Source organism: Dermacoccus sp. NHGro5 (genome assembly GCF_017565385.1).
GTDB lineage: Bacteria > Actinomycetota > Actinomycetes > Actinomycetales > Dermatophilaceae > Dermacoccus > Dermacoccus nishinomiyaensis.
In genome coordinates this window covers 20308-45770 of sequence record NZ_JAGEKQ010000019.1, presented here as the reverse complement: position 1 = coordinate 45770, position 25463 = coordinate 20308, and the positions used below count along the sequence as shown (strand labels likewise).

The 25463-nt window shown below is 69.6% G+C and carries 23 protein-coding genes and 1 riboswitch; of the genes, 15 read left to right on the top strand and 8 right to left on the bottom strand.

Going from position 1 to position 25463, the window contains the following annotated elements; genetic code table 11:
- The first annotated feature begins 5 nt into the window (after positions 1 to 5).
- Complete coding sequence (locus tag J4Z35_RS09545) at positions 6 to 1625, top strand: MFS transporter (protein ID WP_006946905.1); 1620 nt, start codon at positions 6 to 8, stop codon at positions 1623 to 1625.
- Here the strand turns inward: J4Z35_RS09545 and sepH are convergent.
- Complete coding sequence (gene sepH / locus J4Z35_RS09540; RefSeq protein ID WP_074039177.1) at positions 1594 to 3309, bottom strand: septation protein SepH; 1716 nt, start codon at positions 3307 to 3309, stop codon at positions 1594 to 1596. The genes J4Z35_RS09545 and sepH overlap by 32 nt on opposite strands.
- 87 nt (positions 3310 to 3396) lie before the next feature.
- Between sepH and J4Z35_RS09535 the strand changes: the two genes are divergently transcribed.
- The 8 genes from J4Z35_RS09535 to J4Z35_RS09500 all read left to right on the top strand — a co-directional run bounded on the left by J4Z35_RS09535 (position 3397) and on the right by J4Z35_RS09500 (position 8933).
- Positions 3397 to 4035: a trimeric intracellular cation channel family protein gene (locus J4Z35_RS09535; RefSeq protein WP_038567845.1), complete on the top strand. Its 639-nt coding sequence runs from the start codon at positions 3397 to 3399 to the stop codon at positions 4033 to 4035.
- The gene (locus tag J4Z35_RS09530; protein ID WP_074039178.1) at positions 4032 to 5150 is read left to right on the top strand and encodes a ferrochelatase; all 1119 of its coding nucleotides are present in this window, start codon (positions 4032 to 4034) and stop codon (positions 5148 to 5150) included. The genes J4Z35_RS09535 and J4Z35_RS09530 overlap by 4 nt, the downstream gene beginning before the upstream one ends.
- 4 nt (positions 5151 to 5154) lie before the next feature.
- Entirely contained in the window at positions 5155 to 6033 is an 879-nt protein-coding gene (locus J4Z35_RS09525) for an inositol monophosphatase family protein (RefSeq protein ID WP_074039179.1), read from the top strand.
- Between the two features lie 99 nt (positions 6034 to 6132).
- The gene (locus tag J4Z35_RS09520; RefSeq protein WP_006945221.1) at positions 6133 to 6429 is read left to right on the top strand and encodes a DUF4193 domain-containing protein; all 297 of its coding nucleotides are present in this window, start codon (positions 6133 to 6135) and stop codon (positions 6427 to 6429) included.
- A 2-nt stretch (positions 6430 to 6431) separates the two neighbouring features.
- Positions 6432 to 6917 carry a dUTP diphosphatase gene (dut, locus tag J4Z35_RS09515; protein ID WP_074039180.1) on the top strand — a complete coding sequence of 162 codons (486 nt, stop codon included), beginning with the start codon at positions 6432 to 6434 and terminating at the stop codon, positions 6915 to 6917.
- A 2-nt stretch (positions 6918 to 6919) separates the two neighbouring features.
- Positions 6920 to 7765 carry a DUF3710 domain-containing protein gene (locus J4Z35_RS09510; protein WP_074039181.1) on the top strand — a complete coding sequence of 282 codons (846 nt, stop codon included), beginning with the start codon at positions 6920 to 6922 and terminating at the stop codon, positions 7763 to 7765.
- Entirely contained in the window at positions 7765 to 8163 is a 399-nt protein-coding gene (locus J4Z35_RS09505) for an OB-fold nucleic acid binding domain-containing protein (RefSeq protein WP_074039182.1), read from the top strand. The genes J4Z35_RS09510 and J4Z35_RS09505 overlap by 1 nt, the downstream gene beginning before the upstream one ends.
- Positions 8160 to 8933, top strand: coding sequence for a DUF3159 domain-containing protein (locus J4Z35_RS09500; protein ID WP_074039183.1), 774 nt, complete (start codon positions 8160 to 8162; stop codon positions 8931 to 8933). Before J4Z35_RS09505 ends, J4Z35_RS09500 begins: the two co-directional genes overlap by 4 nt.
- 31 nt (positions 8934 to 8964) lie before the next feature.
- Here J4Z35_RS09500 and J4Z35_RS09495 read toward each other — a convergent pair whose 3' ends face one another.
- Positions 8965 to 9666, bottom strand: coding sequence for a TrkA family potassium uptake protein (locus J4Z35_RS09495; RefSeq protein WP_074039184.1), 702 nt, complete (start codon positions 9664 to 9666; stop codon positions 8965 to 8967).
- 41 nt (positions 9667 to 9707) lie between these two features.
- Entirely contained in the window at positions 9708 to 10448 is a 741-nt protein-coding gene (locus J4Z35_RS09490) for a TrkA family potassium uptake protein (protein ID WP_074039185.1), read from the bottom strand.
- A gap of 84 nt (positions 10449 to 10532) precedes the next feature.
- Between J4Z35_RS09490 and J4Z35_RS09485 the strand changes: the two genes are divergently transcribed.
- The 4 genes from J4Z35_RS09485 to J4Z35_RS09470 all read left to right on the top strand — a co-directional run bounded on the left by J4Z35_RS09485 (position 10533) and on the right by J4Z35_RS09470 (position 15912).
- On the top strand, positions 10533 to 11816 hold the full coding sequence (locus J4Z35_RS09485; protein WP_074039186.1) for a class I SAM-dependent RNA methyltransferase: 1284 nt from the start codon (positions 10533 to 10535) through the stop codon (positions 11814 to 11816).
- Positions 11817 to 12069: 253 nt separating this feature from the next.
- On the top strand, positions 12070 to 14874 hold the full coding sequence (gene acnA, locus J4Z35_RS09480; RefSeq protein WP_074039187.1) for an aconitate hydratase AcnA: 2805 nt from the start codon (positions 12070 to 12072) through the stop codon (positions 14872 to 14874).
- Positions 14875 to 15019: 145 nt separating this feature from the next.
- Entirely contained in the window at positions 15020 to 15172 is a 153-nt protein-coding gene (locus J4Z35_RS09475; protein WP_062255911.1) for a CopG family transcriptional regulator, read from the top strand.
- Positions 15169 to 15912: a VOC family protein gene (locus J4Z35_RS09470; protein WP_074039188.1), complete on the top strand. Its 744-nt coding sequence runs from the start codon at positions 15169 to 15171 to the stop codon at positions 15910 to 15912. The genes J4Z35_RS09475 and J4Z35_RS09470 overlap by 4 nt, the downstream gene beginning before the upstream one ends.
- A gap of 121 nt (positions 15913 to 16033) precedes the next feature.
- On the opposite strand, the gene J4Z35_RS09465 is transcribed toward J4Z35_RS09470, so the two are convergent.
- The 5 genes from J4Z35_RS09465 to J4Z35_RS09445 form a co-directional block, all read right to left on the bottom strand.
- On the bottom strand, positions 16034 to 16993 hold the full coding sequence (locus J4Z35_RS09465; RefSeq protein WP_074039189.1) for a phosphotriesterase: 960 nt from the start codon (positions 16991 to 16993) through the stop codon (positions 16034 to 16036).
- A complete protein-coding gene (locus J4Z35_RS09460) occupies positions 16990 to 18489 on the bottom strand; it encodes an AMP-binding protein (RefSeq protein ID WP_074039190.1) in 1500 nt (499 codons plus the stop codon). The genes J4Z35_RS09465 and J4Z35_RS09460 overlap by 4 nt, the downstream gene beginning before the upstream one ends.
- Before the next feature lie 179 nt (positions 18490 to 18668).
- Complete coding sequence (locus J4Z35_RS09455) at positions 18669 to 19376, bottom strand: phenylalanine--tRNA ligase beta subunit-related protein (protein WP_074039191.1); 708 nt, start codon at positions 19374 to 19376, stop codon at positions 18669 to 18671.
- A 1226-nt stretch (positions 19377 to 20602) separates the two neighbouring features.
- Positions 20603 to 21235, bottom strand: coding sequence for a hypothetical protein (locus J4Z35_RS14535; protein ID WP_006945283.1), 633 nt, complete (start codon positions 21233 to 21235; stop codon positions 20603 to 20605).
- Between the two features lie 89 nt (positions 21236 to 21324).
- Positions 21325 to 22653, bottom strand: coding sequence for an MFS transporter (locus J4Z35_RS09445; RefSeq protein WP_171969808.1), 1329 nt, complete (start codon positions 22651 to 22653; stop codon positions 21325 to 21327).
- Positions 22647 to 22752: riboswitch (TPP riboswitch) on the bottom strand. Its footprint overlaps the gene before it by 7 nt.
- A gap of 112 nt (positions 22753 to 22864) precedes the next feature.
- On the opposite strand from J4Z35_RS09445, the gene J4Z35_RS09440 reads away from it, so the two are divergent.
- Together J4Z35_RS09440 and dxs are read left to right on the top strand one after the other, a co-directional pair.
- Positions 22865 to 23242: a hypothetical protein gene (locus J4Z35_RS09440; protein WP_074039193.1), complete on the top strand. Its 378-nt coding sequence runs from the start codon at positions 22865 to 22867 to the stop codon at positions 23240 to 23242.
- Positions 23243 to 23414: 172 nt separating this feature from the next.
- Positions 23415 to 25451, top strand: a complete 2037-nt coding sequence (gene dxs, locus J4Z35_RS09435; RefSeq protein WP_074039194.1) for a 1-deoxy-D-xylulose-5-phosphate synthase — start codon at positions 23415 to 23417, stop codon at positions 25449 to 25451.
- The last annotated feature ends 12 nt before the right edge of the window (positions 25452 to 25463 follow it).

Sequence of the window (25463 nt, the reverse complement as noted above, 5' to 3'; positions counted from 1 at the left end):
TCGCCATGTCCACGCCAGGCTCCGGCCCTCGAGACGACGACGCCGACGACACGACGCCGTACTGGGCGCGCGGTTCGTACGCTCCGAATTGGCGCGCCGGACGACCCGCCGCGGACGATGACACCCGCGGGTGGGACGAGACGACCGCGCGCGGTGACGCCCGCGAGCTGGACGAGACGCGCGAGCTCGCACGCGCGGCTGCATCGAATCGAGGCGACGAGACAGACGGCCCGGCGCCTGACGCCACCCAGGGCACGGCCGGAACGTCCGCATCCGACAACGCCCGACGCATGGCCGGTGGTGCACTCGCCGCGGGGCGCCTCGCCGGCCAGGGCGTGCGTGGTGCTGCTCGCCTGAGCGCGGGGGCGACGAAGGCGTCCCTGCGCGCCGCCCGGCGCGCGAGCAACGCCCAGGGCGCCGGCGAGAGCGGCCTGGGGCGCCTCATGGAGGTGCACGCGCTGTCGAACGCGGGGGACGCCGCCGTCACCGTCGGACTCGCCGGGACGCTGTTCATCTCCGCGCAGCCGGGGGAGGCGAAGAGCCACGTCGTGCTCTTCCTCGTGCTCACGATGCTGCCGTTCGCCATCGTCGCGCCCCTCGTCGGGCCGCTGCTCGACCGCTATCGTCACGGCCGTCGGTGGGCGATGGGTGCGACGTTCGCGCTGCGCGGCTTCCTGTGCTGGGTGCTCGCCGACGCGATCGAACGCGACTCCGTCTGGCAGTTCCCCGCGGCGCTCGCCATCCTCGTCGCGAGCAAGGCCTACATCGTCACCCGATCATCGGCGACGCCGCGTTTGCTGCCCGACGGGATGACCCTCGTGCGCGCCAACAGCCGCATGAGCCTCGCGGGCGTCACGGGCGCGACGATCGGTGGCCCGCTCGCCGGTGGCGCGGCCGCGCTGTTCGGGGCGACGTGGGCGTTCCGCGCCGCGTTCCTGCTGTTCGTGTTCGGCACCATCCTCGCAATCCTGCTGCCGGCGAACATCGACTCCGACCGCCACGACGGTTCACTGCGTGCCCCGAAGCTGACGATGCCGCCCGCCGTCGTCGCTGCGCTGCGCACGAACACCGGGCTGCGCTGGGTCAGCGGCTTCCTCACGATGTTCATGGCGTTCCTCATGAAGACCCATCCGCTGCCCGGGTGGGAGGACAAGGTGACGACGCTGCTCGCCATCGTCGTCGGCGCCGCCGCCATCGGCAACGCGCTCGGTTCCGTTGCCGGAGCTGTCGTGCGCGCGCTCGCGCCGCGCGTCGTCATCCTCGCGTGCCTGCTCGCGGACACCGCGGCCGTCGTCGTCGCCGCGGTGCACTTCGATCTCATGACGGCCGTCATCGTCGGGCTCGTCGCCGGCCTCGGGCAGGCGCTCGGCAAACTGGCGCTCGACACGCTGATCCAGGATCATCTCGCCGAGGCCGTGCGCACCAGCGCCTTCGCGCGATCGGAGACGGTGCTGCAGCTCGCGTGGGTGCTCGGCGGCATCTTCGCCTGCATCATCCCGACCGACGCGACGATCGGCATGTACGCCGCCGCGGTCGTGCTGCTGACGTGGACCGCACTCGTCGTCGCATGGAACGCAGGGCGCGGTCCGCGCCTCACTTCTTGGGGCCGCGGCCCCCGAACATGATGTCGTCCCAGCTCGGCACGCTCGGACGCGAGCTCTTGCGGCTCTGACTCGCGCGCGGCGGCACCGCGGGCGAGGCGCCCTTCGAGGTGCCCTTCGACGACGCGTCCCTCGACGTGGTGTCGTTCTTCGTCGGCGCAGCTTCGCGGGTGTCGGTGCCGGAGGTCTCCTCGTCGGCCGCCGACGCGCTCTTCTCGACATCGTCGGAAGACTCGTTCTCGGCCTGTGCCGCTACCTCCTCGTCGAATACCGCGGACGAGTCGGTCGCGACGTCATCGAACTCGTGTTCGCCGTCGTGCTCCGCGCCGATGGCATCGTCGTCGTAGACGTCGCCACCGTCGTGGTGGCCGGGCAGTTCGCCGAAGAGCGACTCGTCGTGCTCGTCGTCGTCATCGCGCAGTGCGCCACGCACAGATGCCTGTTCGACGCGGGCGCGCGGGCGGCGCGACTTGCGACGACGGGAGCCGCGCGCGGCCTTGCCGGACGCCTCGTCGACGTCTTCATGGCGCGACGTCTCGCTGTTCGTGTCGTCACTCTGCGCGCCGGCGTGCGAGTCGTCGTCGCTCGCGCCGGTCACGCCCCGAGCGTCGGCACCAGAACCCGCGGCACTCGTCGTCACCGCATCGCTCGTGACGGCGTCGCCGTCACGACCCGACGAATCACGTTCGCCCCCAGCGGTATTCACGGGCGCCTCACGCGACTCCTCGCCGGATTCGGTGAGTTCTTCGGGACGCGGGTGAGAGGGCAGCGGCGGGGGAGTCGTGCCCACGTCGATGCGCTCGGTGCGTTCGGTCGGTGCCATCGACGCCGGCAACTGGGTGGCCCGTGACGTCGCCGACGTCGTGCCCGCGCCGCCGCTCGAACGCTGCGACGACGAGCGGCCACGGCCGCGGCTGGCCTGACGTGCACGCATCGACGCGGTGAGGTCACCGGCGCCGGCGCGCGGGTCGGAGGGTGACAGGCGCGCACCGAGGTGCGGGTCCTGGGCATCGGCGAGGCCACCTTCGGCCTCGACGTCGTAGACGGGCGCGTCACGGTGCGTGCGGGCGCCGCCCTTGCGGGCGGCGGCCTTCTGACGCTCCGGCGAGTCCTCGTCGGCCGCGGCGATCTCGTCGCCGCCGAGCCAGCGGGCCTCGTCGTCGACGGTGCGCAGAGCGCGGTTGACCGGGTCGAACAGCCACGTCGCCTCGCGCTGACGGCCGCCTGCGGGGAAACGCACGATGACGGTCCAGTGCGTGTCGTCGTTCTTCCAGCTGTCCCACACGACGCGCTCGGCCTCGACGCCGCGTTCGGCGAGACGGCGGTCAGCGCGCTCGCGCAGCGTCGTCGTCTCACCGCGACCGAACAGTTGCACCCTCTGGGCAAGTTCGGAAACGTAGTCGCGCTCGGCGCGGATCGGGCCCTCGTAGCGCTGCACCTTCTCGAGCGACCAGCCGGCGCGCTCGGCGATCTCCTCGAGCGGCACGCCGCCGCGAATGAGGCCCTGCACGTCGCGCGGACGCAGCGGGTTCTCCTGCTTGGCCTGGCGGTCGGCGCTGGCCGGCTCACGACGATCGCGCCGGATCGTCGTGCGCAACTCGTCGGTGATGGCGAGGGTGAAGCGCCCGCCGTCACCGTCGGCGAGCAGGAGGTTCGCCCCGTCTTCCGCGACCCCCACCAAACGCAATTCCTGCACGACGAACTCCATCCGTAACCAGACCTTGGGCGTTACCCTGCCATGCTCCCACGAACGATTCCGGGAGGCCGCCCCGCCCGCGGTAGCGTGTCGCCTGCCATGGTGCTCACGCAAAGCCACTCGTTGCAGCTCGTCCTCGACCTCGTCGGCGTCTTCGTCTTCGCCCTGTCGGGCGGGCTCGTCGGGGTGCGCAAACGCCTCGACGTACTCGGCGTCATCGTCCTCGCCGGCATGTCAGGCCTCGGCGGTGGGGTGCTGCGCGACCTGCTCATCGGCCAGACGCCGCCCGTCGGCGTCAGCGACTGGCGCCTCATGGGCGTCTGCCTGCTCGCCGGCATCTGTGCGTTCGTCCTGCACCCCGAGGTGAGCCGCATCGCGCGCCTCGTGCGCATCCTCGACGCCGCGGGCCTGGCCCTGTTCTGCGTCGCCGGATCGATCAAGGCGCTGTCGTACGGGATGGGTGCGACGACGTCGATCTTCGTCGGCGTGCTGACGGCCGTCGGCGGCGGGCTCATGCGTGACGTCATCGTCGGCCAGGTCCCCGAGGTGCTGCGCCGCGAGTTGTACGCGGTGCCGGCGCTGCTCGGTTCGTCCCTCGTCGTCGTGGCCCACGAGAGCCACCACTACAGCGTGCCCGTACTGTGGTGCTGCGTCGTCATCGTCTTCGTGCTGCGCATCGTGGCCGTCATCCTCGACCTCAACGCGCCGCAGCCCCTTCGAACAGGAGATCGCCCATGACCGAAGCGAACGCCCTCGAGCCCTACGACGCGGTGCTGCTCGCGTCGTTCGGCGGCCCCGAGAAGGCCGACGAGATCATGCCGTTCCTGCGCCGCGTGACGGCCGGGCGCGGCATCCCCGACGAGCGGCTCGCCGACGTCGCGCACCACTACGAGATCATGGGCGGGCGCAGCCCCATCAACGATCAGAACCGTGCCCTCATCGCGGCGCTGCGCGCCGAGTTCGAGCGTCGCGGCATCACGACGCCGATCGTGTGGGGCAACCGCAACTCCGAGCCGTTCCTCGCTGACACGCTGCGCGAGGCGTACGCCGACGGCGCGCGCCGCGTCGTCACGCTGACGACGAGTGCCTACTCCTCCTACAGTTCGTGCCGTCAGTACCGCGAGGATCTCGCGGCGGCCTCGCACGAGCTGTCCGAGGACGGCAGCGTCCCCGAGGGCGCCTTGAGCATCGACAAGGTGCGTCAGTTCGCGACGCACCCGAGCTTCGCGCGCACCAACACGCGCCTCGTGACGGACGCCCTGCGTGAGTTCGCGGGCGTTCCCGACGAGCAGGTGCAGGTCGTGTTCGTCACCCACTCGATCCCGCTCGCGATGGACGACACCTCCGGCCCCGGTGACGGCGACGGCAACCTGTACTGGCAGCAGCACGACGAGCTGGGCGCGGCGATCCTCTCGGAGGCCAACGCGACGCTGTCACGCGAGCTCGAAGGTGCGCTCGTGTACTGCTCGCGTTCGGGCCCGCCGTCGCAGCCGTGGCTCGAACCGGACATCAACGACCACCTCGAGAACCTCGCCGAGCGCGGCGTGACGCACGTCGTCGTCGCGCCGATCGGGTTCGTCTCCGACCACATGGAGGTCGCGTTCGACCTCGACACCGAGGCCGCCGAGACCGCCGAGCGCCTGGGGCTGACGATGCGTCGCGTGCCGACGGTCGGCGTCGACCCCGAGTTCGTCCATGGCCTCGTCGACCTGCTCGAGGAACGCGCCGCGGAGACACGCGGCGAATCGCCCGAGCACCCCGCGTGGCCCGGCGAGGCGCGACCCAGCGTCTGCGAACCCGGCTGCTGCCCCAACCTGCGCGCCGCGAAGCCCGCGCTGTGCGGCCGGGACTGACGCGGTGAGCGAACAGGCCGGCGGGCACGGCCTCGGCGCGCTGACGCACCTCGTGCCGGATGACGCGACGGTGCGCGTGTTGCGCGATCTCGCGTTCGACCTCGCGCGCGAGGCGGGCGAGCTCATCGTCGACGAACGCCCCGACGCGCTCGGCGTCGCCGACACGAAGTCGAGCGAGGTCGACGTCGTCACCGTCATGGACCGCCGCAGTGAAGAACTGCTGCGCGCGCGCATCGCCGCGGCGCGCCCCGACGACGCCATCCTCGGTGAGGAGGACGGAGCGAGCGCCGGCACGTCCGGGCTGACGTGGGTCATCGACCCGATCGACGGCACCGTCAACTACCTCTACGGCCACCCGTTCTACGCCGTCTCCGTCGCCGTGTGCGTCGGCGACACCGCCCGCGAGGGTGCGTGGCTGCCGGTCGCGGGCGCCGTCGCGGTGCCGGAGCTGGATCGCACGTACGTAGCGGGCCACGGTCAGGGCGCCGAGGTCGTCGACCGGGCGGGACGGCGACGCCCACTCGCCGTCAGCGGGTGCAAGCGGCTCGAGCTTGCACTCGTCGGCACAGGGTTCGGCTACGAGGCCGACAAACGCCGCGCGCAGGGGCAGATGCTCGCATCGTTGCTGCCGCAGGTGCGTGACGTGCGTCGCGCCGGCGCGGCCGCCATCGACCTGTGCTTCGTCGCGGAGGGCATTCTCGACGCGTACTACGAGTCGGGGATCAACGCCTGGGATCAGGCCGCCGGCCAGGTCATCGCAACCGAGGCGGGCGCTCTCATGAGCGGCATGCCCGGGCTACCCGCGGGTAAGACCATGGCCGTCGCGTCGACCCCGAAGATTCACGAGGCGCTTCGCGGTTGCCTTTTCCCCGCGGCGCGTTAGTATGCGGGCACAAAATGGCTCAGCCGCGCGTTACAGCGGGGAATCAAGTGATGGGGGCGCTTCGCCCACCCTCACGCACGCAGCGAAGAAAGAACACTGATGGCAACTGATTACGATGCCCCCCGCAAGAACGACGACGACGTCAACGAGGATTCGATCGAGGAGCTGAAGTCCCGGCGCACCGACAAGTCGTCCGGCAGCGTCGACGTCGACGAGACCGAGCACGCCGAAGGCTTCGAGCTGCCGGGAGCCGACCTGTCCGGCGAAGAGCTTTCCGTCCGCGTCCTGCCGCGTCAGGCCGACGAGTTCACCTGCAGCAAGTGCTTCCTCGTCCACCACCGCAGCCAGCTCGCCGAGGAAGACGGCGGCCTGCCGGTCTGCAGCGACTGCGCCTGAGGATGAGTGCCGCCGAAGCCCTGCACGTCGAGGTGCTCCAGCTCGACGCCGGTCTCGAGCCGCTCGCGTACGCCTACGACGGCGATGCGGGCGCGGACCTGCGTGCCCGCATCGGCCTGACGCTCGCGCCCGGCCACCGTGCGCTCGTCCCGACGGGCGTCGCGCTCGCACTGCCGCCTGGCTGGGCCGGTTTCGTGCACCCCCGCTCGGGGCTCGCGGCGCGCCACGGCATCACGGTGCTCAACGCACCGGGCGTCGTCGACTCGGGGTATCGCGGCGAGATCCAGGTCAGCCTCATCAACACCGACGCGCGCGAGCCCTTCACGATCTCACGCGGCGATCGCATCGCCCAGCTCGTCATCCAGCGCGTCGAGCACGTGGTGTTCGAGCACGTGGAATCGCTGACGAGTACGCAACGCGGTGAATCCGGCCACGGCTCCAGCGGTGGTTTCGACACGGGGCGCGCGCCCCAGCGAGAGGGAAAGTGAACATGGCCGTTTTCGGACGACGCAAGAAGGGCGCCGACGCGGCGAAGGACGCTGCGACGATCGAAGAGGTCGAACCGACCACGCCCGCTGACGACGCTTCCACGGACGTTGATGACCTCGACGATTTCGACCTCGACGAGCCGAGCGCCGAGGACGACGAGGCTGCGCGCCGACGGCGTTCGAAGCTGCGTCCGCGGGAGGAGGTCGACCTGAGCGACGGCCCCTACGACTCCGCCTCGGCCCCGACGCGCGATGAGATGGACTTCGGTTCGCTGCGCCTCGTGCCGACCGCGGACATCGAGCTGCGTCTCGACGTCGACGAGACGTCCCAGACCCTCACGGGCCTGACGGCCGTCTTCGGCGAGGCCGGCACGTCTGCGGTGCAGTTGCAGGTGTTCGCCGCGCCCAAGACGACGGGCGTCTGGTACGGCATCCGGCGCGAGATCGCCGAGGCGATCGTCGCCGGCGGAGGCACGGCCGAGGAGGTCGACGGGCCGCTCGGCACGGAACTGCGCGTGCGGATGCCCAGCCAGGGACCCGACGGACGCACGACGTTCTCGCCGGCTCGGTTCGTCGGCGTCGACGGCCCGCGCTGGTTCCTGCGCGCCGTCCTCTCCGGTGACGCAGCCATTGACGACGAGGCCGCAGCCCGCGCGATGGAGTTCGTCCGCACCGTCGTCGTGCACCGTGGTTCCGACCCGCGCGCCCCGCGCGAACTGCTCGAACTGGCGTTGCCGCCCGAGCTCATGGCGCAGGCTCAGGCGAGCGCGCAGGAGCACGAGCAGCACACCGACGCCCCCACCGTCGGCCCCCTCGAGCGCGGCCCGGAGATCACGGAGACCCGCTGATGCGTCCGTGGCTCGCGCGTCGCGTCGCGCCCACCGGGTTGCGACGCCGCGTCGAGCGTCGGCGAGGCTCGCACCGCCTCGACTCGCCACCGGAACGCGAACCGGCGTCGATGCCGGGCCTCGCGCCGGTGCGCACACCGCGCGTCGTCGAGGGCGTCATCGCCTCCGTCGACGAGCGAGCCGCGGACGGTCACGTGCCCGCCGTCGTCGCCCAGGTCCGTGAGGCGGACGGCGACGAGGTCGCGCTCGTGTGGTTGGGGCGACGCCACATCGGCGGTATCGAGCCCGGTGTCGCCGTGCGGGCGCGCGGTCTCGCCGCGACGCACCGCACCCGGCCTGCCATCTTCAACCCCGCGTACGAACTGGTGCCGAGCCCACGCACCGAGGAGCAGCCGTGAACGCACCGAACACCGTCGAGGCCGTCATCCGCGAGCGGTTGTCAACCGCGATGGGCGGCTGGCGCGGTTCCTGTGAGGCCGCGCTGCCGACCGTCGCCTTCGTCATCGTGTGGACGGCGACGAAGAACCTCAACGCCGCGTTGCTGGCCGCCGGCGCCGTTCTTGTCCTCGCCGCGCTGCTGCGTCTCGTGCAGCGTCAGACGCTGAGGTTCGTGCTCATGGCGGCGTTCGCGACGGCCCTCGCGGCGTTCCTCGCGAAGCGCTCCGGGCAGGCCTCCGACGTGTTCCTGCCTGGGCTCATCCAGGGCGGCGTCATGCTCGCGATCAGCGTGCTGTCGATCGCCGTGCGCTGGCCGCTCGTGGGCTTCATCGTCGCGGGCGGCGACCCGAACCTCAAGGACGACCCGACGGCATGGCAGCGCAGCCACTCGATGGTGCGCGTCTGCACGCGCCTGACGTGGGTGTTCGCCGCGCTGTTCGCCATCCGTCTCGCCGTCATGGTGCCGCTGTACCTCGCCGACGACGTCACCGCGCTCGGCGTCTGCAAGATCGTGCTCGGATGGCCGCTGTACCTCGCGGCGCTCGGGCTCATGGTGCTGCTGCTCGTCAAGGGTGAGACGCCGCTCGAGTCGCACGACCCGCTGCTGCACGACGACCCCGAGGGCCACGAGCGCCTTGAACACGCCGAGCACGTCGAAGACATCGCCCGTGAGGAGAACCTCGGGCGCGGGAGGAACATCCGGCCCGCCGAGGTCGACGAGGGTCGCTGACGAACGTCGCTGCCGCGAGCCCAGAGCGGCCTCAGGCCTGCGGGCCGGAGTGCACCGTCGAGATCTCCTCGGGGCGCCGGCCCGTCAGCGTCGCCGCGAGCTCGCGCTCGGCCGACGGGGTCGCGAGGAACAGCAGTTCGTCGAGGGCATGCAGGGTGTCGTGGGGGCTCGGTGCGATGGGCAGCTGGTCGCGGATGATGCCGACGAGCACGCAGTCGGCGGGCAGGTGCACCTCGTCGACGCGGCTGCCGACGAACGGCGCGTGAGCGGGCAGCGTCAGCTCGACCATCGTCGCCTTGCCCTGCTGGAACTCGAACAGGCGCACGAGGTCACCGACGCTGACGGCCTCCTCGACGAGCGCCGTCATGAGCCGCGGCGTCGAGACGGCGACGTCGACGCCCCAGCCGTCGTCGAACATCCACTCGTTCTTCGGGTTGTTGACGCGTGCGACGGTGCGCGGCACGCCGAACTCGGTCTTGGCGAGCAGAGAGACGACGAGATTGACCTTGTCGTCACCGGTCGCGCAGACGACGACGTCGGCTGCCTCGAGCTGGGCCTCGTGCAGCGTCGTGACCTCGCACGCGTCGGCGAGCAGCCAGGTGGCCTCCGGAATCGACTGCACGCGGGACTCGCGAGCGTACTTGTCGATGAGTAGCACCTGGTGGTGGTTGAGCAGTAGTTCGCGGGCGATGGAACGTCCGACGCTGCCTGCTCCGACGAGGACGACGCGCATGCTGGGCCTTTCGGTTCGGATCGGACGGGCGGCGGGTCGACTCAGGGCTGGCGGGTCGTCGGGTTGGACGCTTCTGCGTGTCCGGACGACGCGGTTCCGGATGACGCAGGGCGCACACCCGTGATGCTCGACGGCGCTGCCGCGAGCACGGCCTCGACACGCTCGACGTCGCGGGTGGCGAGGACGAGATGCACGGTGTCGCCGTCCTGATGCACGAGATCCTCGCGTGGCAACAGCGCCGTGCCGGTGCGCGCGACGTACGCGACGCGCGTGCCCGTCGCGGCTTCGAGGTCGCGGTAACGGGTTCCAATCCACGCGGCGTCCACGGGCATGTCGACGATGCTGACGCTGCCCGTGCGGTCCTGGTGGACCGTGACGGCCTGCTGCGGTACGAGCCGCCGCATCACCTGGTCGGCGGCCCAGCGCACCGTCGCGACGGTGGGGATGCCGAGGCGCTCGTAGATCTCGGCGCGGCCCGGGTCGTAGATACGGGCGACGACGTGGTCGACGCCGTACGTCTCGCGCGCGACGCGTGCGGCGAGGATGTTCGAGTTGTCGCCGCTGGACACGGCGGCGAACGCATACGCCTGCTCGATGCCCGCGGCGACGAGGGTGTCGCGGTCGAAACCGATGCCGACGACACGCCTGCCCTCGAACGAGCTCGGCAGGCGACGGAACGCCGCCTCGTCGCGGTCGACGACGGCGACGGAGTGGCCGGCGTCCTGGAGGTTGCGCGCGAGGTAGGAGCCGACGCGGCCGCAACCCATGATGACGTAGTGCACGCTTCGACCTTATCGAAGCTGTGTCCATCCGAGCCAAGCCCACCTTCGTTGCGTTTCGCGGCGACGACAGGAACCCTGGGGCGTATGGCAACCTCTCGCACCGCACCCGGGCGCCGCAGCGCGCAGAACCGTCGACGCACCCGCAAGGGCACTGCGATGGAGGGGCAGCGCCTCGAGCTCGACGTCGAGAACGTCGCGCACGGTGGTCACTGCGTCGCGCGTCACGACGGGCGCGTCGTGTTCGTGCGTCACGCGCTGCCGGGGGAGCGCGTCGTCGCGCGCATCACGGACGGCACGAGCGAGTCCAAGTTCCTGCGCGCCGACGCCATCGAGATCCTCGGCGCCTCACCGGATCGGGTGACGCCGCCGTGCCCGTTCTCCGGGCCGGGCCTGTGTGGGGGCTGCGACTGGCAGCACGCGAGTCTCGACGCGCAGCGCCGCCTCAAGGCCGACGTCGTGCGCGAACAGCTCGCCCGCATCGCGAAGCTCGATGTCGACGCAGGCTTCCCCGACCTCACCGTCGAGGCCCTGCCCGGTGACGGCCCAATAGCCGAAGGTCTGCGCTGGCGCACCCGCCTGGAACTCGCCGTCGACGGTGGCGTGGCCGGACTGCGTGAGCACCGCTCGCACCGCCTCGTCGAGATCGACGACTGCCTCATCGCTGATGCCGGGTTCACGCCCGCCCTGCACGAACGCTTCGACGCCGGCGTCACCGGGTTCGACCTGGTGCGCCCGAGTGGCGGCGACGACATCATCGGCATCGAACTGCCCCAGCCGAAGGGTGAGGCGACGCCGACCGTCCGCGAGGTCGTCGAATCGGCGCACGGCAGTGCGGAGTTCGACGTCAGTGCCCGCGGTTTCTGGCAGGTGCACCCGGGCGCCGCGGCGACGTTCCTCGACGCCGTCATCGACGAGACCGACCCGCAGCCGGGGGAGAGCGCCCTCGATCTGTACTGCGGTGTCGGCCTGTTCACGCGGGCGCTCGCCGACCTCGTCGGGCCTGACGGGCGCGTCGTCGGTGTCGAAGCCGACGCGGACGCAGTCGACCACGCGCGCACCAACATGGGCGGTGCGCGCCACGTCGACCTCGTCACCTCACCCGTGGAGAAGGCGCGCCTGCCGCTGGAGCGTGCCGACGTCGTCGTCCTCGACCCGCCGCGCGCCGGTGCCGGACGCGATGTCGTGGCGACGATCGTCGGCCTCGCACCGCGCGTCGTCACGTACGTGGCGTGCGACCCGGCGGCACTCGCGCGCGACCTCGGCTACTTCGCGTCGCACGGGTACGAGCTGACGAACCTGCGCGGCTTCGACGCGTTCCCGATGACGCAGCACGTCGAGTGCATCGCGACGCTGCGTCCGCGGGGTTGATCGTCAACCGTTCTTCGGCGCGCACGCAGTGAGCAGGAACAGGCGCGACCAAGTGTGCGCACGGGCAGACAGGCGCGTCGGATCGGCCTACGATCGATCGTGAGAGCGGCGTCACGACGGGGCTGTCGAAGTTAGGCATGCCTTTGCTGAGGCCCGTTCCCGGCGTGTGATTTGATTATCTTGACGTCAAGATAAATGACGCGGGACGCGTGCCCGAGGGGTGCGTGCCCAGGCAACAGACGAAGGAGTCGGCGTGAGTCAGAGCACGGACAGCTTCGGAGCAAAGGGCAGCCTTGAGGTTGGCTCGAACAGCTACGAGATCTACCGCATCAACACGGTCGAGGGCAGCAAGAACCTCCCGTACAGCCTCAAGGTTCTCCTCGAGAACCTGCTGCGCACCGAGGACGGCGCGAACGTCACGAAGGAGCAGATCGCTGCTCTGGGCAACTGGGACGAGAACGCCGACCCCGACACCGAGATCCAGTTCACGCCGGCGCGCGTGATCATGCAGGACTTCACCGGTGTTCCCTGCGTCGTCGACCTCGCCACGATGCGTGAGGCCGTCGGCGACCTCGGCGGCGACCCGGCGAAGATCAACCCCCTCGCCCCGGCCGAGATGGTCATCGACCACTCCGTCATCATCGAGGACTTCGGCAACCCGCAGGCGTTCGAGAAGAACATCGAGATCGAGTACCAGCGCAACGAGGAGCGATACCAGTTCCTGCGCTGGGGCCAGACGGCGTTCAACGAGTTCGCGGTCGTCCCGCCGGACACGGGCATCGTCCACCAGGTCAACATCGAGCGCCTCGCCCGCACCGTCATGGTGCGCGAGGGCAAGGCCTACCCCGACAGCTGCGTCGGCACCGACTCGCACACGACGATGGTCAACGGCCTCGGCGTGCTCGGCTGGGGCGTGGGCGGTATCGAGGCCGAGGCGGCCATGCTCGGCCAGCCCGTCTCCATGCTCATCCCGCGCGTCGTCGGCTTCAAGCTGACGGGCTCGACGAAGCCGGGCGTCACCGCCACGGACGTCGTCCTCACGATCACCGAGATGCTGCGCAAGCACGGCGTCGTCGGCAAGTTCGTCGAGTTCTACGGCGACGGTGTCGCCGAGGTTCCGCTCGCCAACCGCGCGACGATCGGCAACATGAGCCCCGAGTTCGGTTCGACGTGTGCGATCTTCCCGATCGACGACGTCACGCTCGACTACCTGCGCCTGACGGGCCGTGACGACGAGCAGGTCGCTCTCGTCGAGGCCTACGCCAAGGAGCAGGGCCTGTGGCACGACCCGAGCAACGAGCCCCGCTTCTCCGAGTACCTCGAGCTCGACCTCGGCGACGTCGTCCCGTCGATCGCCGGCCCGAAGCGCCCGCAGGACCGCATCATCCTGTCCGAGTCGAAGAAGACGTTCCGTGAGCAGCTGCCGAGCTACACCTCGGGTGTCGAGGGCAACGGCGTCGAGGGCACGACGTTCCCGGCCTCCGACCCGGTGCAGCCGGGCAGCGACGAGCAGGCCGACAACTCCACGCCCGTCACGCCCGTCGAGGCCGCGGTGCCGTCGGCCGAGGGCCGTGTCTCGAAGCCGGTCGAGGTGAAGATGAACGACGGTCGCTCGTTCACGCTCGACCACGGTCACGTGGCGATCGCCTCGATCACGTCGTGCACGAACACGTCGAACCCGTCGGTCATGATGGCCGCCGGTCTGCTCGCGAAGAAGGCCGCCGACAAGGGTCTGACGCGCAAGCCGTGGGTCAAGACGTCGATGGCGCCCGGTTCGAAGGTCGTCACCGCGTACTACGACGCCGCAGGTCTGTGGGAGAGCCTTGAGAAGGTCGGCTTCTACCTCGTCGGTTACGGCTGCGCGACCTGCATCGGTAACTCGGGTCCGCTCGAGCAGGAGATCTCGGACGCGATCAACGCGAACGACATCACCGCGACGGCCGTCCTGTCGGGTAACCGCAACTTCGAGGGCCGCATCAGCCCCGACGTCAAGATGAACTACCTCGCCTCCCCGCCGCTCGTCATCGCCTACGCGCTGGCCGGCACGATGGACTTCGACTTCGAGAACGACGCCATCGGCAAGGACGACGACGGCAACGATGTGTTCCTCGAGGACATCTGGCCGTCCGCCGAGGAGGTCGACGCCGCGATCAAGGGCGCGATCAAGAAGGACCTGTTCACGAAGGAGTACGCCGACGTCTTCGCCGGTGACGAGCGCTGGCAGAGCCTGCAGACGCCCGAGGGCAAGACCTTCGCGTGGGACGAGAAGTCGACGTACGTGCGCAAGCCGAACTACTTCGACGGCATGAAGATGGAGACGACGCCGGTCACCGACATCACGGGCGCTCGCGTGCTCGCGAAGCTCGGCGACTCCGTCACGACCGACCACATCAGCCCGGCCGGCAACATCAAGGCCGACAGCCCGGCGGGCAAGTACCTCGCCGAGCGTGGCGTCGAGCGCAAGGACTTCAACTCCTACGGCTCGCGTCGCGGCAACCACGAGGTCATGGTGCGCGGTACGTTCGCGAACATCCGTCTGAAGAACCAGCTCCTCGACGGCGTCGAGGGCGGCTTCACGCGCAACTTCCTCAACGGTGGTGAGCAGACGACGATCTTCGAGGCGTCCGAGGCCTACCAGGAGGCCGGGGTTCCGCTCGTCGTCCTCGGTGGCAAGGAGTACGGCTCGGGTAGCTCGCGCGACTGGGCTGCCAAGGGCACGCGTCTGCTCGGCGTCAAGGCCGTCATCGCCGAGTCGTTCGAGCGCATCCACCGCTCGAACCTCATCGGCATGGGCGTGCTGCCGCTGCAGTTCCCGGCCGGCAAGACCGCGGACGACCTGGGCCTCGACGGCACCGAGACGTTCGAGATCACCGGCATCGAGGCGCTCAACGAGGGCACGACGCCGAAGACGGTCAAGGTCGTCGCGTCGAAGGACGGCGGCGAGCCGATCGAGTTCGACGCGGTCGTTCGCATCGACACCCCCGGTGAGGCCGACTACTACCGCAATGACGGCATCCTGCAGTACGTGCTGCGCAACCTGGTGAAGAACGCCGCCTGAGCGATCTGACCCACCTGCACGAGCGACGCGGCCCGGTTCCCCTTCGGGGAGCCGGGCCGCGTCGTCGTGTCGAGCACCTTCCTGCTTCTGGCGCGGTAACGCCGTCGTCCATGCTAAATTGCTAGCAAGCTAACAAGGAGGGGTGATGGTCGAGAATCGTCCGAAAAAGGCACAGTTCAACGTCTACCTACCTGCGGACCTGGTTCGAGAGATCAAGCACCGCAGCATCGACGAGGGGCTGAGCCTGTCCGCCTTCGTCGAGCACGTCATGAGCGACTACCTCGAGGAGAAGCGATGAAAGAGCAGGGCACGCAGCGCGTGGCGGTGAGGCAGATCGTGTTCACCGGCTATGTCGAGCGATGGAGTGACCTGGCGCGGGCCTTGGGAGGCGACCCGGTCGTGACCTCGCCCGAGTACGCCGAGTTCGAGATGTCGGGCGGTGGGTTGCTGGGCGTGCATGCCGCCTCCGACGAGGCGCCGACCGGCTCCTGCGCGTTGCAGGTCGTCGTCGCCGATCGCGATGCCGCGCGCGGCGCCCTGGCCGCGGTGGGGGTTGGCGGACCGGTGGTGACGGAGGACTTCGGCCGCGTGCTCGACGTGCACCGCGGCCCTGCGGGGCCGGACGTCGCCGTCGTCGAAGGACGGGTGCCGACGGGGCCGCGACGACCGGGTGCGCTCATGGTGACGCCGCTGTCGTTGGTCGGCGAGATTGACACGACCGTCACGGCGTTCGAGGCGTTGGGTCTCCACCCGGTCCTGCGCAGTGACGCGGGCACCTTCGTCGAGATGGTCGCGGCGGGCGGCGGCGAGGTGCTCGTCCACGAGGGGGAGGGCGGTGCCGCACTGTCGTTCCAGATCGACGCGCTCGACGATCTCGAGCGCCTGTGCCGCGAGGCCGGGGTGGAAGTCGAGATCGTCGACGAGACCTATGGGCGCACCGCGCTCATCAGCGCCCCCGACGGGCCTCGCGTCTGGGTGAACGAACGCCAGCGCGACTTCTACGGCTACGAACGACTCGCCGACGCTGCGTCCGTCTGAGGCCGCGGGCCCCTCGGCGGCGCGGGAGGTTGAGGTGATTCGCGCTCCATGAGGCACGAATCACCTCAACCTTCGGGCGGGTTTCGTGCGGACGCAGGTGCCGGAGTGCTCGACGCCAGGGTCAGCCGCCGAAGTGGCGGCGCGGGTTGTCGACGAGCATCGTCGTGATCTGAGCATCCTCGACGCCGCGCTCACGCAGGGCCGGCAGGACGTCCTCGCTGATGTGGCGGTAGTTCCAGTTCGGCACGGCCGCCTTGCGTGCCTCGGCGGGAAACCAGTCGATGGAACACGACGCGTCATGCGCGAGGACGACGCGCTCGGTGTACCCACGTCGGCACAATTCCGCGACGGTGTCGACGCGTTCTTCGAAGGGCAGCAGCACGTCGAGGCCGAAGCGGTCCATGCCGAGGTAGCTGCCTGCGTCGGCGAGGCGGCACAGGTAGTCGAGGTCCGTCGAGTCGCCGCTGTGACCGATGATGACCCGGCTCAGGTCGGCGCCTTCCTCCGCCAGCACGCGTTGCGCGACGAGCCCCGATTCGCTCGCGGCGTGCGTGTGCACCGTGATCGGCGCGCCGCTCTGCGCGCTCGTCGCGCCGACGGCACGCATGACGCGTTCGACGCCGGGCGTCAGGCCCTGCTCCTCGATGGCGCACTTGAGGAATGCGGCACGCACTCCGGTGTCGGCGATGCCGTCGTTGAGGTCCTTCAGGAAGAGCTGCACCATCGGCTCGGGCTGGTCGAACAGCAGCCCCGGCCCGCTGTGGTGGAACTGGAACGGCACCTCGTTGTAGGTGTAGACGCCCGTCGCGACGATGATGTTCAGCTTCACCTGCTGCGCGATGCGCTGCACCCGGGGGATGTAGCGCCCGAGCCCCAGCACGGTGGGATCCATGATCGTGTCGATGCCGAGCCCCTCGAGCTGCGTCAGCTGCTCGACGGCATCGGCGATCTGGGCCTGCTCGTCCCACTCGGCATAGTTGAGACGGTATTCCTCGTTCATCACGAAGATGTGCTCGTGGACGAGAGTCGCACCCATCTGCTCGACGTCGATGGGGCCGGTGACGGTCTGGACCTGCGTCATGGTGTTGCTCCTTCGTCGGTGGTCCACTCGATGGCGCGCTTGAGGATCTTTCCGGTGGCGCCCTTGGGCAGTGCGTCGTCGAAGCGGATGAGGTGGGGCACCTTGTACGCGGACAGCTGCTCCTTGAGCCACGCGCGCAGCTCGTCGGCGCTCTGTTCGCGCCCCGGCGCCAGGACGACGACGGCTGCGACTTCCTCGCCGTAGCGCTCGTCCGGCACACCGATGACGGCTGCCTCGACGACGTCGGGGTGGCTGTAGAGCACCTCCTCGACCTCGCGGGGGTAGACGTTGTACCCACCGCGGATGATGAGGTCCTTCGCCCGGTCGACGATCGCCAGGTAGCCGTCCCCATCGAGACGCCCCAGGTCGCCGGTGCGCAGCCAGCCGTCGCTCAGATCCGCGGCGGTGGCCGCCTCGTTGTTCCAGTACCCCTTCATGACCGTCGGGCCCTTGACGAGCACCTGTCCGACCTCACCGACGGGCGCGCGGCCCCCGTCGAGGCTCTCGATGACGATCTCGGTGTCGGGCAGCGCGACGCCGACGGTGCCGGCGCGCTGCTCGATGCCGTCGCGGTGGTAGCTCGCGGCGCCCGTCGTCTCCGTCAGGCCGTACCCCTCGAGGATGGTGCAGGCGAAGCGACGCTCGAAGGCGGCGATGACCTCGACGGGCAGGCTCGCACCGCCGGAGGCCGCGAGGCGCAGGTCGGGGCAGTCCTTCGGCCCGAAGTCGCCCTCGACGTGGACGAGGTAGTTCCACATCGTCGGCACACCCGCGACGACGTTGATCTCGTGGTCGCGGATCATCGCCAACATCGCGCGCGGTTCGAAGGGAGAGAGCACCGAGAACGACCCGCCGGCCAGCATGACGGTGTTCATGCACACGCACTGACCGAAGACGTGGAACAGGGGGAGCGCGGTGCCGAACTTCTCCGTCGATGCGAAGTTCAGCTGCGTGATGAACGCGCTCGCCACAGCGAACAGGTTCGCCACCGTCAGCTGCACCCCCTTGGGGCGGCCGGTCGTGCCGGAGGTGTACAGCAGGATGGCGGTGTCGTCGTCAGCGCGCTCGACGGGTTCGTCGAGCGGGGCCCGCGTGGCGGCGTCGGCGCCGGCATCGAGGATGACGAGGTCCATCGTCAGCTTGCTCGCGACGCGTTCGCCAGCCGCGGCGCTCGCGTGCCACGCGACGATGTGCCGAGCGCCCGAGTCCGTCGCCACGTATTCGATCTCTGCGGGAGTGGACATCGTGTTGAGAGTCACCGCAATCGCCCCGACGGCCTGCGCGGCGTAGTAGGCGACGGCGAACTCCGGAACGGAGGGGGCGATGAGCAGGACTCGGTCGCCCTGGCTGATGCCGCGGTCACGCAGATGCCCCGCGAACGCGGCCACCTTGTCCCTCAGCGTGGCGTAGTTCCAGGTCGTGCTCGGGCTGCGAAGCGCGGGGCGCTCGGGTGCGCTCGTCGCGTGCGTCCAGATCGGGTCGGCCATGTTCGGCATGCGTCACCTCATGTCGTCGTGATGTGAATCACGGTAGAGGTGAGAGGCGACTCTTGGGCGTTATTCGGCAGTTCTAGTGAGTCGGCAGGCGCGCGACGTGACGTCGCCCGCCCCGATGTTGCCCGGGAAACGGGGCGCCGATGTCGCGAAACCCGGGCAACATCGGCGCCGCCGATGGATCAGAGGATGCGGCTCGTCAGCGTCACTCCGGGGCTGACGGCCTCGAGCGCCTCGCACAGGGCGTCGCGCACCTCGGTGGCGCGCTGCTCGCCGTCGCCGGGCTCGACGTCGAGGATGTCGCAGATGAAGATGGCGTTCGTCGTGTCGTCCGTCAGACGCGTGCGATAGCACTGACGCCAGTTCCAACGGCGGCAGGTGACGCCGGCGTCGTCCCGCCAGACGACTTCGCCGGCGTCGGGGTGCTCGATCGTCTCGGCGCCCGAGGACATCGTCGAAAACTCCTCGTCGCCGGTGGCGCGCGTGAGGCGCAGCGGACCGTCGTAGGCGTCGAGATCCTCACCGCCGAGGGGCGTCTGGTGACGCACGGACACCGCGTTGTAGGCATCCGTCAGCGCGTTGACGCGGGGGAGGGCGTCGGCTCGGCGCAGCAGCGCCTCCGCCGAGTTGCGTGTGCGCTGCGGTTTCGCGCCGAACGCGCGGTAGGCGTCGCGCCAGGCCGCGATGTGCGGCAGTTCCTCGGGAGGGGTGTGCTCGAGCATGCCGCGTACGTGCTCCTCGGCGGCGAACAGCAGCGTCTCGCTCTCCTCGTTCGACGCACCGCCGTGCAGGCCCCGCGCGACGACGAGAACGGCACGGTAATCGGGGCGCAGTTCGCGCACGGAGTCATCGATGGAAGCGGCTTCGAGCCAGGCGTCGAAAGAAGTCATGGGCCCATTCTCGCGCGGACGGCACGACGCGTGGGTGCCCCCGGGTGGGGCTGTGTCTCGAGGCGGTGGCCGCACCGGTGCTGCCGCAGCGCCCCTGTTCACGGGCGTGACGCACGATCTCCCGCGCCGCGGTGATGTGTGTCACACTCAAGAGGCTGATGGCGGGGCGGGCAGCGCGCCGACGAGTGACGGGGGAATTCTGCGATGGAGACACTGACGCGACGTGGCGCGATTCGACACGCCGGCCTCGCTGCGGCGACGACGGCCCTCGTGATCGACGGGGCGCCGCAGGCTTTCGCAGCGGTTCCTGCGTCGAGGCAGGTGGCCCGTGCGGGGGCAACGTCGGTCCTCGTGCGACGGACGACCGCGACGCTTTCCTACCGTGTCAACGTGCGCGATCAGCCCACGCTGGAACCGCGCGCCCGGATCGTCGGGACGCTGGCGAGCACCACGACGCTGACAGGCTCTTACGACGCGAGCGGCCTGTGGTTCCGCATCGCCGAGGGTGCGTTCAAGGGGCGGTGGGTGACGTCCGCAGTCCTCGTCGCGACGACGGCGCGCGCGGTGAACGGCCGTCTACCGATGTCGGCCGTCACACGACTGCCGAGCTGGAGCGTCAACGTCAGCAACCTGCCGCACGAGCCGCGGTATCTCTCGCGCGCGGCGGCCGTCGGATATCTCGGACTGGCCGCGGCTTTCAAGGCTCGTTTCGGTGTGGCGCTGACGATCACCGAGGCCTACCGCACCCTGAACCGTCAGCAGCTGCTCTACCGCACTCTCGGCTACCCCCGCGCGGCCGTCCCTGGCACCTCGAACCACGGGTTGGGCAACGCGATCGACTTCGGCATCGCCCGCACGAACGCGATCAACTCGCCTCTGTACTTCGGGCGTTCTTACGACGTGTGGCTGACGGCCAACTCCAAGCGCTGGGGATTCGACCGCCCCGACTACATGGATCGGCGCGGTCCAACCCCGAGTGGTGGCACTACAACTTCGTCGGGTGACGACGGTGACGGAGGTTGCAACCGCTGGGTGAACCGCGCAGGCCATCAGTTGCTCGACGATTACGCGTCTGCACGAGGAATGCGCCGTACATTCGTCTTGCAGACGCGTAATGGTCGAGCGGCTATCGGGGCGGGTGGCGGTTGCCGTCAGTCGACACGCGTCGGCCGCCAGCACCCGTGGGGTACCGGCGGCCGAGATGATGCGTGTGAGGCTGGTCGCGATCAGCCGTGCGGCGTCAGCGTCATGTTGATCGTGTTGCCGGGGCCGGCCACCTGGCTGTTGACCAGGCTCGTCGACAGGCCACAGTTGGCGAAGTTCGGGATGGTGAACGTGCCCGAGAGGTTGATCGGGTCGAACAAGCCACCCTGCTTGCCCGTCACGGTCAGCGTGATGGGGCTGCTCGTGCGGCAGTTCTTGCCGACGAGGTTGATGAGGCCCTTACCCGTGGCCGAGACATCCTTGATGTGGAGGTTGACCTTCTGGGTCTGCACGATCTTGTGCGTGTTCGGGTCGATCGTTCCGACGGCCTTGCCGACGGGTTCCTGCGAGATCGTCGCGATGGCGATCTGCAGCTTGCCGAGCTTCACCGGCATCTTGAAGTCCTTGAGCATGATGTCGGAGCTCAGGTCGCCCTTCTCGACGTGGAGGGTGGAGAAGGTGAAGCCGGTCGTCGTCGAGGACTGCCCGGACTTCTTGATCGTCGTCGTCGCCGACGTGTCGTAGCCGAGGTTCCAGATGGTGTCCTTCGTCGTGTCGCTCGTCGCGGCCTGCGCGCCGGGCGCAGCCATCGTGACGGTGCCGGCCACGGCGGTGGCGACGAGGGCGATCTTGGCGGTACGGCGTGTGGTGAACATGCTCATCCTTCGATAGTCGATGTGAACCGAGTCACGACGTTAACAAGATCATCACGGCGTCGCCACCGGTTCGAGCTGATTTCACCCACTCAACTTACTTTTTCGTAACCACCAACGTTACTTCCGCGTATCCACGCGGGGGCAAGAGTGACGAGGAGGCCCGCGACGCACAGCACGAGCGGGACGGCGGCCGAACGGCCGAGCCACTGCGTCACGGTGGGCAGCCAGAACGGGTACAGGCCGGGCAGCACGATCGACGCCGAATAGACGCTGCCGTAACCGCGCGAACGTCGCGACTCGGGGAAGTGTTCGGCGAGGTAGGCGCCGACCGGGCCGTAGGCGGAGACGGTGACGATCTGGACGGCCGCGGCGGCGATCGTCGTGGCGACGATGCTGCCCGATGACGCCGCATGCATCGCCGCGAGATAGGCGGCGGGGGCGGCGATGCAGGCCAGTGCTCCGAACGCCATGAAGAAGCGTGAACGGCCCACACGCGTCGAGACGGCACCCGCCGCGGCCATCGTCGGCGCACTGACGGCCGTCGCGACGAGCATGACGAGCCCGACGTCATGGGGGGAGAAGTGCGGGCGCAGCGAACTCGTCAGCACCGAGACCCCCATCATCGTGAACAACCACAGTCCCGTCATGAGGGTGAACAATGCGGCCACGACACGGCCCGTCACGCGCTCTTCCTCGTCGTCGGTCGCGTCGTGCGCGGCGGGATCGCGCTTGTCGGATTCGTGGGAAGAGGGGCTGTGACCTGCCGGCCCGGCGTGCGCTGACCTCGAGGTGAGGGCCAGGATCAACGGCAGCAGTGCGCCGACGACGAACAGCAGGCGCCACCCCCACGTGGTGTACGCGCCGCCGAGTGAGGCCGTCAGCATCATCGTGGCGGCGGCGATGGTGGCGTTCGCGAGGGGTGACATCGCCATGACGAGGCCGCTCAGGTGGCCGCGTCGTTGCGGCTCTGTGAGCGCGAGGGCGCGGGGGATGGCCGCGGAGTACTGCCCGCCGAGGAAGAATCCGGCGGCGAAGCGCAACGCCAGGAGAGCGGCCACGGCCCACGTCGAGGTGTGCAGGGGGAGCGTCACCATGAGGCCGGTGCACACGCTCAGGCCGAGCAGTGCGCCGCGTGACACGCGGGCTCGTCCGCGACGATCGGCCAGGGTGCCGAGGATGAACGCCCCGAGGGGGCGGCCCAGGAGTGTCGCGGCGAAGACGAGGCCGTCGGGAATCGTCGAACGCGTCGACAGCACCCCACCCAGCGCAATGACGGGCAGGAAGATGTCGAACTGGTCGACGAAGTTTCCGACGAGGGCGCTGCGGCGGGCCTCGCGCCGTTCTGGGGTGGCGGCGGCCGGCGCCAGGCGCGGCGCATCGTCGTGGGCAGGGGAAGGGGCAGGCGTCAGGGTAGACACGATCGAACACTCCCTACGGCGGCATGAACCGCATCAGGTTGGACGGTCGGCATGGCGATGCCCTCTCAGCCCGCGCCTCGGGCTCCCGTGTGACGGGCTCAGCATGCCACAGAGCACCCGGCTTCGGGGGCGTGTCTCGCGCCGGTCTGCGGGTCTCGTGGGGCGGTCATCAAATAGAACACGTGTTCGAACAATGGGGTACGCTGGGGTCATGTCGGACGAGGTGAACACCGGCCCTCCGGGCTGGCCGAGAGGTGTGCCGCCGCCGGGTGCGCCGGGGTGGCAGGAGGCGGCGACGCAGTGGCTGCTCGATCAGTGCCCCTCGGATTTTCGCGCCTACGACGCATGGCGCCGTCACCCGGTGGCGCTCGCTTGGGTGGCGACGTGGCATGTCGACGCTCAACTCGGCGCGATGCGCGAGTCATATCGCCGCATCCGCGTCGACCTCGCCGACGAGCTGCCACCGCGCGCGGTGCCGCAGGTGATGGAGCACCTGTCCGCGGAGGGGCTGCGGTTGCGTGCCACGGCGCGCGCCGTCCGTCTCGTGCACGAGGCGATGCGCGGCAAGACGTTCGTCCCTCGGCTGTGATGCGCCGGCGTTCGGGGCGGGTGCGTGGGCGGGCAGAGTCCCGGCCTTTGAACTCCGACGGCGCTACCGGCTCCGACGGGGGTGCGACGGGAGGGTGCCCCCGCCCGCATGGCGGCTGCGCGGTCGACGACCTAGACTCAGGAGACTGCACTTTCGAAAGGCTGAGTGAGACGTGACGCTGCTGGAAACCATCTCGGGTCCGGACGATCTCAAGCGAATCCCCGCCGAGGAGCTCGACGCGCTCGCCGCCGAGATCCGTCAGTTCCTCGTAGAATCCGTCTCCAAGACGGGCGGGCACCTGGGCCCCAACCTGGGTGTCGTCGAGTTGAGCATCGCGATGCACCGCGTCTTCGACTCGCCGAAGGACACGTTCGTCTTCGACACCGGCCACCAGAGTTACGTCCACAAGCTGCTGACGGGGCGTCACGACTTCAGCAAGCTCAAGAAATCCGGCGGATTGTCGGGTTACCCGAGCCGCGAGGAGTCCGAGCACGACGTCGTCGAGAACTCGCACGCCTCGACGTCGCTGAGCTGGGCCGAGGGCATCGCCAAGGCGCGCCGCCTCAAGGGTGAGAGCGACCGTCACACCGTCGCCGTCATCGGTGACGGCGCCCTGACCGGCGGCATGGCGTGGGAGGCGCTCAACAACATCTCCGCCGACGCCGACCTGCCGCTCGTCATCGTCCTCAACGACAACGAGCGCTCCTATGCCCCGACGATCGGCGGGATGGCGCACCACCTCGCGACGATGCGCACGATGCACACCTACGACCAGGTGCTCGACTGGGGCAAGAACCGCCTGCAGGCGACGCCGAAGGTCGGGACGAAGATGTACGAGGCGCTGCACGGCGTGAAGCGTGGTCTCAAGGACATCGTCTACCCCGACACGGGCGTCTTCGAGAGCCTCGGCATCAAGTACCTCGGCCCGATCGACGGACATGACGAGGCGGCGGTCGAGGCCGCGCTGCGCCGCGCTCGCGACTACGGCCGGCCGACCCTCGTGCACGTCATCACGCAGAAGGGCCGCGGCTACGAGCCCGCGTTCTCCGACGAGGCCGACCAGTGGCACGGCATCGGCAAGTTCAACCCCGAGACGGGCCTGCCGTTCGAGGTGAGTGGCCGCATCTGGACCGACGAGTTCAGCGACGAGATGGTCGCCCTCGGCGCCGAGCGCGACGACATCGTCGCCATCACGGCTGCCATGCTCATCCCCGTCGGGCTCGACGGGTTCGCGAAGAAGTACCCCGAGCGCGTGTTCGACGTCGGCATCGCCGAGCAGCACGCCGTCACGATGGCGTCCGGGTTGTCGTACGGCGGCCTGCACCCCGTCGTCGCCGTCTACGCGACGTTCCTCAACCGCGCGTTCGACCAGCTGCTCATGGACACCGCACTGCACCGTCAGGGCGTGACGTTCGTGCTCGACCGTGCCGGCGTCACCGGCTCCGACGGCGCCTCGCACAACGGCATGTGGGACATGTCGATCTGCTCGATCGTGCCCGGCCTGCACCTCGCCGCCCCGCGCGACGGCGCACAGGTGCGCGAACTGCTGCGCGAGGCCGTCGACATCGACGACGCGCCGAGCGTCATCCGCTTCCCCAAGGGCGACGTCGCCGACCCGCTCGTCGCCGAGAGACGTCTCGGTCGCCTCGACGTCATGCGTGAACCCGACGGCGGCGACGGCGTGGACGTGCTGGTCGTCGGTGTCGGGTCGATGGTCTCGACGGCACTCGGCGTCGCCGATCTGCTCACCGATCGGGGCCGTCGCGTCCAGGTCATCGACCCGCGCTGGACCTACCCGGTGGCCGACGAACTCGTCGACCTCGCCCGCGCCGCGGGCCGGGTCGTCGTCATCGAGGACAACCTCGTCGAGGCGGGCGTCGGCAGCGCCGTCGCGCGACGCCTGCGTGAAGCCGGTGTGCGCACGCCGCTCGACACGTTCGGCATTCCCAAGGAGTTCCTCGTCCACGCCTCGCGCGGCGAGGTGCTCGCGACCGTGGGGCTGACGGCCGCCGACATCGTCGACGCTCTCGGGCGCGACGACGCAGGACTCACGCGCGCCGATGCGTACGACGGTGGTGCACACGCGCCTGACGGCGGTGCAAGCACCCGCGACGGTGACGCAGGCACGCCGGCCGCGGGACGTGATGCCGGTGCGACGGGTGATCTCGGGGACGCCATGCCGGTCGCCGCTCACGCCGACATCGACTGAGCGGCCGAACGA